The organism is Leisingera sp. SA32 (assembly GCF_056033425.1).
Genome location: NZ_JBVYHB010000001.1, coordinates 442,172 through 451,186, shown reverse-complemented (window position 1 = coordinate 451,186; position 9,015 = coordinate 442,172). Strand labels below are relative to the sequence as shown.

Genomic DNA, 9,015 nt, shown 5'->3' with positions numbered 1-9,015 from the left:
TGTGGAGACAGAAAGTTTCGTGGGGGGGTTTGGGTACTAAAAAGAGACAAAAACCCCCCCCCTCCCGGGCCCAACCGGGACGTCGCATTCTCTGACTGCGGCGGAGCGGGCGGGAGCCGCACCTCGCGGTGGAACAGCGTCAGCCGCGGCGCAGGAAAACGGGCTTGTCCGGTGCCGACAGGTCGGGCTGATAGGCATAGCCCCCTGCATCGAAGTCCAGCAGGCTTTCCGCGTCAGTCAACCGGTGCTGGATGATATAACGCGCCATCGCGCCGCGGGCGCGTTTGGCATAAAAGCTCACCACCTTGGGGGTGCCGTTCTTGTCTTCCATGAACACCGGCGTCACCACCCGCAATTTCAGCGCCGACAGATCCACCGCGCCGAAATATTCCTGGCTGGCGCAGTTCACCAGCACCTGCGCGCCGGTGGCCGCGGCTTGTTCGTTCAGCGCTTGGGATATCCGGCTGCCCCAATATTCATACAGGTTCTTGCCGCGCGGGTTTTTCAGGCGCGAGCCCATCTCAAGCCGGTAGGGCTGCATCGCGTCCAGCGGCCGCAGCACGCCGTAAAGCCCCGACAGGATGCGCAGGTGGTCCTGCGCCCAGGCCAGCTCCTCTGCGTCCAGCGAGGATGCTTCCAGCCCCTGATACGTGTCGCCGGCAAAAGCCAGCACCGCCGGGCGGGTCGCCGCGGTGGCCGGGTCGGCGGTACACTCCTGAAACCGGGTGTGGTTCAGCTGCGCCAGATCGAGGCTGATGTGCATCAGCTTCATCAGCTCTGCCACGGTCAGTTCACGGGCCACCTCGGCTAGCGCCACCGCGTCGTCGTGCAGCGCGGGCCAGGTCATGTCCTGATCCCGTTCCGCCCAGTCCAGCTTCTTGGCCGGAGAGGTCACTACCAGCATATCTGCCCCCGAATATCTGCCCTATGGTCCTTGGCGCGATCCTATCCCGCGCCGCGCAAGACGTCCAGAAACGCCGATGCGAAACGTTCCGCGCGGCGCTCTCCCAGCAGCCGGGTCAGCCCGGCCTCGTCATCGGGGCGCATCTGCGCCACCTTGGCCAGAAGCGAGGCAGAGCAGGTCAGCGGTTTCAGCGTGCCGCATTCACCGCGGGCCAGCTGCGCCTGCACCTCCAGAAGCCGGTCGTAGGCGGATCCCGCCTCGCGCCCGGCCAATTTGCGCCGCGCCGGGTGCAGCTGCTCGGCCGCGCCGGTTATCACGGACAGGAAATCATCGCCGTAGCGCTCCAGCTTCTTGGCGCCGACACCGCTGATGCGGGCCAACTGGTCGAGCGTTTCGGGGCGCATCTCCGCCATTTCGATCAGGGTGCGGTCGGGGAAGATCACATAGGCCGGCACTTTCTGCGCCTCGGCCAGTGCGCGGCGCTTGGCCTTGAGCGCGGACAGGAGCGGCGCGTCTTCCTCTGACACCAGCGTCTTGACCGCCGGGCGGCGGTCGGCGGATTTGATGGTGTCGCGGCGCAGCTCAATCGACTGTTCGCCACGCAGGATCGGCAGCGCCGCTTCGGTAAAACGCAGCGCACCGTGGCGTTCGGGATCGGGGCGCAACAGGTCGTGGCCCATCATCTGGCGAAACACCGCCTGCCACTGGCGTTTGCCAAATTCCTTGCCACAGCCATAGACGGACAGCTGATCGTGGCGTTTGGCCCGAATGCGCTCGTTGTCGGCGCCAAGAAGAATGTCGATCAGATGGCCAGAGCCGAACCACTCTTCCGTGCGCAGGACCGCCGAGAGCGCCTTGCGCACCACGGTGGTGCCGTCAAAGACATCCGCCGGGGTGTCACACAGGTCGCAATTGCCGCAGGGCTCGGCCTCTTCGCCGAAATAGCCCAGCAGTTTCTGGCGGCGACAGTGCAGCGCCTCGGCCAGCCCCAAGAGGGCGTTCAGCCGGGCGTGATCGGCGGCGCGACGTTCCGGCGGGGCGAGACCCTCGTCCACCTGGGTGCGGCGCAGGCGGATGTCATCGGGGCCGAACAGCGTCAGGGTTTCGGCAGGCGCGCCATCGCGGCCAGCGCGGCCGATTTCCTGATAGTAAGCCTCAATGGATTTCGGCAGGTCGGCGTGAGCAACCCAGCGGATGTCGGGCTTGTCGATGCCCATGCCAAAGGCGACGGTGGCCACCACGATCAAACCGTCCTCGCGCGCGAAACGCGTCTCGACGATGCGGCGGTCCTCGGCCTCCATGCCGCCGTGGTAGAAACAGGCGGAATGCCCGTCTTCGCGCAGGGCGGCCGCCAGCGCCTCGGTCTTGGCGCGGGTGCCGCAGTAGACGATGCCCGACTGGCCCTTTCGCGCGGCGGCAAATTCCAGGATTTGGCGGCGCGGGCTGTCCTTGGCGGCGAAGGCCAGGTGGATGTTGGGCCGGTCAAAGCCGCGCAGGAAACTGCGGGGGGCCTCACCGTCAAACAGTTTTTCAACGATTTCCTGCTGCGTTTCCTGGTCTGCTGTCGCGGTGAAGGCGGCCAACGGCACATCCAGCGCGCGGCGCAGCTCACCAATGCGCAGGTAATCGGGGCGGAAGTCATGGCCCCATTGGCTGACGCAATGGGCCTCGTCCACCGCGATCAGGCTGACACCGATGCGGCGCAGCATGCCCATGGCCGCCCCCGAGGCGAGCCGCTCGGGCGCCATGTACAGGAGTTTCAGCTGCCCCGCCTCGATCGCCTGCCAGACGGCTTCGGTTTCCTCGTCCGTATTGCCGGAGGTGAGCGCACCGGCAGTGACACCCGCCTCCTGCAGGGCGCGGACCTGATCGCGCATCAGCGCAATCAGTGGCGAGATCACCACGGTGACGCCCTCGCGCAGCAGAGCAGGCAGCTGGAAGCACAGGGATTTGCCGCCGCCGGTCGGCATGATCGCCAGCACGTTTTCACCCGCGGTCACGGCGTCGACGATCTCCTCCTGGCCGGGGCGGAAGGCGTCAAAGCCGAAGATCTCGCGCAGGATCGGGGACGCGCCTGGCAGGGCTGCGGTGGCTGTCATGGGGGCGGGTGGCCTCGTGGTGCTGGTGTCTGCTCGTCTGGCAGGCACAATCCCACAGGAGGCATGGGGCGGCAAGGGGGGAGGGCAAGGCATCGGCGCTAACCACTTCCGCCAAGGGCAGCGCCCGGCCCGATGGGGTGGGAAGCGAAGCGCCCGCCCCGCGGGGGGCGGGTCGGGCGCTGCCCGGCCTATCGGCCGGGTGGTACGTCAACTGCGAAGTGTCAGTAGAACGCCGCGACGTTGTTCACCAGAATGATGCGCAGCGCGTAGACCGCGATCAGCACCACAAGCGGCGCCAGGTCGATACCGCCCATGTTGGGCAGGATCCGGCGCACCGGCGCATAAAGCGGTTCCAGCATCCGGTTCAACCCGTACCAGATTTGCCCGACCAGCTGCTGCTGCAGGTTCAGCACCTGAAAGTTGATAAGCCAGCTCATGATGACATGGGCGATGATGAAGAACCAGACGATGTCCAGGATCAGCATCAGGATTTGGAACAGCGAGACCATCTGATATTTCCTTATTCGAACAGCCACACAGGTAAGCAGACAGCGCAAAATGTGCAAGGGTTCCGCAAGGTTGCGGTTGACGGGCTGTAAACGGGTGGCATCACGGATACATCTCACCAAGGAGCGCCGTGCGATGTACCCGATTTTCCGCCTGATCAAGGACACTCTTCTGGCCAGCCGTATGGCGCCGCTGCCGATCACCGGACTGCATGTCTCGCACCATATCTGCTGGCCCTGGGATCTGGATATGTGGATGGAGCTGAACAACGGCCGCACCATGACGCTCTATGATCTGGGCCGCACCATGCTGGCGCAGCGGGCCGGGCTGATTGGCGCGCTGAAGAAGAACCGCTGGGGGCTGACGGTGGCGGGGTCGTCGGTGCGCTATCGCCGCCGCATCCGCGGTTTCGAGAAATTCGAGATGCGCAGCCGCGCCGCGGGCTGGGATGACAAGTTCATCTATGTCGAGCAATCCATGTGGAAAAAAAACGGCGACTGCGCCAGCCATGTGATGCTGCGCACCGCGGTGACGGACCGCAATGGCATCGTGCCGCCCGCCCGCGTGCTGGCGGTGCTGGGGCAGGCGGATACGCCCTCGCCCGAGCTGCCGGAATGGATCCGCGACTGGTGTGTGGCAGATGCCGGCCGGCCCTGGCCGCCGATGCAGGACGGGCTTGCCTGACCCCCTGCCCGGCTGCCATACCTGAGGTCAACTATAACAAGAGGCCGGGCATGCAGCAGATATCCACGCGCAAGCGGATCTGGGGGTGGTGGTTCTTTGACTGGGCCAGCCAACCCTATCACACGCTGCTGGTGACCTTTGTCTTTGGCCCGTTTTTCGCGGCCGTGGCAGCGGGCTACTTTGTTGACCAGGGGCTGGAACAGACAGCTGCAAACGCTCAGGCGCAGACCGTTTGGTCGCTGTGTCTGACGGTGACCGGGCTTCTTATCGGCCTCGGCGCGCCCTTCATGGGGGCGCTGGCGGATATTTCCGGGCGGCGGCGGCCGTGGATCGCGGTGTTTTCCGTCATGTATGTGCTGGGCGCGGCCGGTCTGTGGTTCATGGATCCATCGGGTGGCAACCTGTGGTGGATGCTGGTCAGCTTTGGTCTGGGTTTTATCGGCGCGGAATTTGCGCTGATCTTTGTCAACGCGCAATTGCCGTCGCTGGCCAGCCGCGAGGATGTGGGCGATGTTTCCGGCTCGGGCTATGCCTTCGGCTATCTCGGCGGGGTGCTGTCGCTGTTCGTCATGCTGTTGCTGTTTGTCGAACAGGCCGACGGCAAGACGCTGATCGGGCTTGACCCGCTGTTCGGGCTGGATGCCGCCGCGCGTGAAGGCACCCGCGCGGTGGGGCCGTTCACGGCGCTGTGGTTCGCAATCTTCATGGTGCCCTATTTCGTGTGGGTGCGCGAGGGCAGCGCCACCGGGCAGCGGGGCACAGTGGCGGCGGCTGTGGCGCTGGTGCTGCGCTCAGTCCGCAACCTGCGCAATCGCGTCAGCCTGGCCAGCTACCTCGGCTCCTCGATGCTGTACCGCGATGCGCTGAACGGGCTCTATGGTTTTGGCGGCGTCTATGCCAAGCTGGTGCTGGGCTGGCAAATCACCCTGATCGGCGTGTTCGGAATCGTCGCGGCGCTGGCGGCGACGGTGTTCTGCTGGCTGGGCGGCAAGGCGGACCGGCGCTTTGGTCCCAAGCCGGTGATCATCCTTTCGATCCTGGTGCTGAGCCTGGTCTGCCTGACCATCGTCAGCATGTCGCGGACGCAGATCTTCGGCATCGCCCTGCCCGCAGGGTCACAGCTGCCGGACGCGGTGTTCTTTGGCTGTGGCGTGCTGATCGGCGGCTTCGGCGGTATCCTGCAATCGGCCAGCCGCAGCCTGATGGTGCGCCATACCGATCCGCTGAAGGCGACCGAGAGTTTCGGCCTGTATGGTCTGTCGGGCCGGGCCACCGCCTTTCTCGCGCCGGCGCTGATCGGCATCGCGACCACCGTGACCGGCAGCGCGCGGCTGGGGATCACCCCGGTGATCGGGCTGTTTGCCGCCGGGCTGTTGCTGTTGTTCTGGGTAAATACAGAAGGAGACCAAGGGTGAAACTGTTACTTGCCATCTGTCTGTCGGTGATCGGGTTTCTGCTACCGGCAAGCGCGCAGACCCCCGCCAAGGCGCTGTTCGGCGCCAAGCCCAGCGCCTCGCAGCAGCGGCCTGCGCCCTTTGGCTCCTACGCCAAGGGCTGTGTGGCCGGCGCCGTGCAACTTCCGGAGACCGGCCCCACCTGGCAAGCCATGCGGCTCAGCCGCAACCGCAACTGGGGTCACCCGGAAGCGATCGACTTCATCAAGGATCTGAGCCGCGTCGCTGCCCGGCAGCGCGGCTGGAACGGGCTTTATATCGGCGACATCAGCCAGCCGCGCGGTGGGCCGATGCTGTCGGGCCACCGCAGCCACCAGATCGGGCTGGACATAGACATCTGGATGCGCCCCGCCGACCGGCTGAACCTGAGCCGCAGCGCGCGAGAGAATATTTCCTCAATCTCGATGCGCCGCGCCAAGGGCGCCTATGTGAACAGCAGCTGGACCCGCGCCCATCACGAGATCCTGAAAGCGGCGGCCAAGGACCGCCGGGTGGCGCGGATCTTTGTCTTTCCCGGGGCCAAGGTACAGATGTGCAATGACGAAAAGGGCAGCCGCCGCTGGCTGCGCAAGATCCGCCCCTGGTGGGGGCATCACTATCACTTCCACGTGCGGCTGAACTGCCCCCGCGGGGCCCGCGGCTGTGTGGATCAAGCTGCTCCGCCCAAGGGCGATGGCTGCGCCGAGGCGCGGCAGTGGGTTGCCAACATTCTGAATCCTCAGCCGCCGAAACCGGTTGACCCCAACGCGCCAAAGCCTAGACCGAGACGCGACCACACCCTGTCGGACCTGCCCCAGCAATGCGCCGCCGTACTTCAATCAAACTGATCCTGCCGCTGCTGGCCGCTGCCGGGCTGGCGGCCGCCGCCTATGCCGCCAAGCGTCCCGCAGAGGCCGCGGCGCAAGGGGCCCAGCATCTGGGCAGCTACAGCTGGCATCTGAGCCAGCCGTGGTTCGGCGGTTTTTCGGCACTGAACCTGGGCGGCGACGGCCAGGCGCTGACGGTGCTCAGCGACCGGGCCACCCTGGTCACTGGCCGCATCAGCCGCCGCGGCGGGCAGATTGCCGACATTAAGGTGGCGTCGGTGCATCCGCTGCGAGCGGCCACAGGCAAGGCGCTGCGCGGCCGTCACGGCGACAGCGAAGGGCTGGCGGTGGCTGCGGACGGAACCCACTATATCTCGTTTGAAGGTTCTGCGCGGGTGGCGCGCTACCGGCACCCGCAGGACCGCGCCAAGGTTCTGCCGCGGCCAAAAGCCTTTCGCGGGTTGCCGCGCAACAAATCGCTGGAGACCCTGGCCATCGACCGGCGTGGCCACCTATATACACTGCCGGAACGGGCGCTGGACAAACACGGGCAGATCCCGGTCTGGCGCTGGAACGGGCGGCGCTGGTCACGCCCCTTCAGCCTGCCTCCGCGCGACGGCTTCCTCCCGGTGGATGCGGATTTTGGTCCCGACGGGCGATTCTACCTGCTGGAACGCGACCTGTCCTTTCTGGGGTTTCGCAGCCGCCTGCGCCGCTGGGACATCACCGCGACTGGCCCGGTAAACGAGGTGACGCTGCTGCAAACCCGCGCCGGCACCCACGATAACCTGGAGGGGCTGTCAGTCTGGCGCGCGACGGATGGCGGGCTGCGCGCAACCATGGTGTCAGATGATAATTTTCTGCCATTGCAACGCACTGAGCTGGTCGAATACGCGCTGCCACGCTGACCCCTGATGCAACCGCGCCGCGCCAGCGGCGCCCGGCCCAACCACACAGGGTGTATCGCCAGATGCACCCGCGTGGGCGGGAGCCGCGCCGCCGCCATCCTGACCATACGAACTCCTTGCCACGAACGGCCATCCCGGTTAGATGGGCCAGTCTTTCGCTCCGGCGGAACAAGTCTCCGCGACCTTGTATAAAAAACGGATCCAAAATGACCCGCGTATACCTTCCCGGCATTCTTGCCATGGCCGCCGTTGTTGTGGCCTCCAACATCCTGGTGCAATTCCTGTACGGCCAATGGCTGACCTGGGGCGCCTTCACCTATCCAATTGCCTTTCTCGTCACCGATGTGATGAACCGCGTCTATGGCGCCGCCGCGGCGCGGCGGATCGTCGCCGTCGGCTTTGTCGTCGGGGTCATCTGCTCGCTGATCGGCACCCAGATCATGCTGCAGGGCGATGGCTACACCTACCCGGCCGTGACCCTGCGTATCGCGCTTGGCTCCGGCCTCGCCTTCCTGACCGCGCAAATGCTGGATGTGGCCGTGTTCTCCGCCCTGCGGACCGGCAAATGGTGGCGCGCGCCGCTGGCCTCGACGCTGGTGGGGTCCTCGGTTGACACCGCGCTGTTCTTCACCATCGCCTTTTCCGGCACGCTCAGCTGGCTGGAGCCAGGCAACGACGTGTCCTGGGCCACTGAGATGCTGCCACTTCTGGGCAATGGCCCAATCGCCCCGCTGTGGGTTTCGCTGGCGCTGGCCGACTGGATGGTGAAACTGTCGCTTGCCCTGCTGGCGCTTGTGCCTTTCCGCATCATCGTGCGGAAACTCAGCGCTGCCACCACATGATTTTGTTTTGACATCTGCCGAATCTATGGCAGGCTGAGGTCACACGAAACACTCAGAAAGGAGGTGCCCATTGTCTAGAGAAGTCATGGAGAGCAGTACCGGAACAGTTCAGAAGGTGTGCGGCCAAGGCAGCCCTTGGTGCGTATAGACCACTGAATTGGTGCGGACCTAACCGGTGCACCTCCTATCATCTCGAAGGGCTGTTCCCGCGTGTGGGAACAGCCCTTTCGATTTCTGACGGCCCGGGTCATAAAGAGCCCATGATCCGCATCAACGACCAGATCACCCTGCAAGACTGGGAAATGACCGAGAGCTTCGTGCGCGCCTCTGGCCCTGGCGGGCAGAACGTGAACAAGGTCGCCACCGCGGTTGAGCTGCGGTTCGAAGCCGCCCGCGCACCGGCGCTGTCTCCGGCGGTGAAATCGCGGCTGAAACGGCTGGCGGGGCGGCGCTGGACCAAGGACGGTGCCATCATCCTGCAATGTGACGAGACCCGATCACAGCAGCGCAACCGCGAAATCGTCCGCGATCGGCTGGCCGAGCTGATCCGCAAGGCGCTGGTTGCCCCCAAACGCCGCATCGCCACCAAACCCACCCGCGGCTCCGTCCGCCGTCGTCTGGATGCCAAGAAACAGCGCGGTGCGCTGAAATCGTCGCGCGGAAAAATTGATCCCGATTGACTTCTGATTGCACCCGCCGCCGCACCGGCGCATCCTGCCCGCAAAATATTCGGGAGGAAAACCATGCGGCTGGCAGGCAAAGAGGCCAGCATGGTCACCAGCAGCCGCCGCATCTGAGCACCTGCTTCATC

The 9,015-nt window shown here is 65.2% G+C and carries 9 protein-coding genes; 6 read left to right on the top strand and 3 right to left on the bottom strand.

All coding sequences use genetic code 11. The features are described from left to right. Window positions 1–139: 139 nt before the first annotated feature. From yaaA to AC0IPL_RS02195, 3 genes are all read right to left on the bottom strand, one after another. Complete coding sequence (gene yaaA / locus AC0IPL_RS02205) at window positions 140–904, bottom strand: peroxide stress protein YaaA (RefSeq protein ID WP_474271780.1); 765 nt, start codon at window positions 902–904, stop codon at window positions 140–142. A gap of 41 nt (window positions 905–945) precedes the next feature. Beyond that, window positions 946–3,003: a DNA helicase RecQ gene (recQ, locus tag AC0IPL_RS02200; RefSeq protein ID WP_474271777.1), complete on the bottom strand. Its 2,058-nt coding sequence runs from the start codon at window positions 3,001–3,003 to the stop codon at window positions 946–948. Window positions 3,004–3,224: 221 nt separating this feature from the next. Continuing rightward, window positions 3,225–3,512 (bottom strand): YggT family protein, encoded by a 288-nt coding sequence (locus AC0IPL_RS02195; RefSeq protein ID WP_474271775.1) that lies wholly within the window; start codon window positions 3,510–3,512, stop codon window positions 3,225–3,227. 133 nt (window positions 3,513–3,645) lie between these two features. Between AC0IPL_RS02195 and AC0IPL_RS02190 the strand changes: the two genes are divergently transcribed. The 6 genes from AC0IPL_RS02190 to arfB all read left to right on the top strand — a co-directional run bounded on the left by AC0IPL_RS02190 (window position 3,646) and on the right by arfB (window position 8,884). After that, window positions 3,646–4,194 (top strand): acyl-CoA thioesterase, encoded by a 549-nt coding sequence (locus tag AC0IPL_RS02190; RefSeq protein ID WP_474271773.1) that lies wholly within the window; start codon window positions 3,646–3,648, stop codon window positions 4,192–4,194. Window positions 4,195–4,244: 50 nt separating this feature from the next. Next, a complete protein-coding gene (locus AC0IPL_RS02185) occupies window positions 4,245–5,609 on the top strand; it encodes an MFS transporter (RefSeq protein ID WP_474271771.1) in 1,365 nt (454 codons plus the stop codon). After that, a complete protein-coding gene (mepA, locus tag AC0IPL_RS02180) occupies window positions 5,606–6,475 on the top strand; it encodes a penicillin-insensitive murein endopeptidase (protein ID WP_474271770.1) in 870 nt (289 codons plus the stop codon). Before AC0IPL_RS02185 ends, mepA begins: the two co-directional genes overlap by 4 nt. Further along, on the top strand, window positions 6,448–7,362 hold the full coding sequence (locus AC0IPL_RS02175) for an esterase-like activity of phytase family protein (RefSeq protein WP_474271768.1): 915 nt from the start codon (window positions 6,448–6,450) through the stop codon (window positions 7,360–7,362). Before mepA ends, AC0IPL_RS02175 begins: the two co-directional genes overlap by 28 nt. Window positions 7,363–7,568: 206 nt before the next feature. Then, on the top strand, window positions 7,569–8,204 hold the full coding sequence (locus AC0IPL_RS02170) for a queuosine precursor transporter (protein WP_474271766.1): 636 nt from the start codon (window positions 7,569–7,571) through the stop codon (window positions 8,202–8,204). Window positions 8,205–8,464: 260 nt separating this feature from the next. Continuing rightward, window positions 8,465–8,884 (top strand): alternative ribosome rescue aminoacyl-tRNA hydrolase ArfB, encoded by a 420-nt coding sequence (gene arfB / locus AC0IPL_RS02165; RefSeq protein WP_474271764.1) that lies wholly within the window; start codon window positions 8,465–8,467, stop codon window positions 8,882–8,884. The last annotated feature ends 131 nt before the right edge of the window (window positions 8,885–9,015 follow it).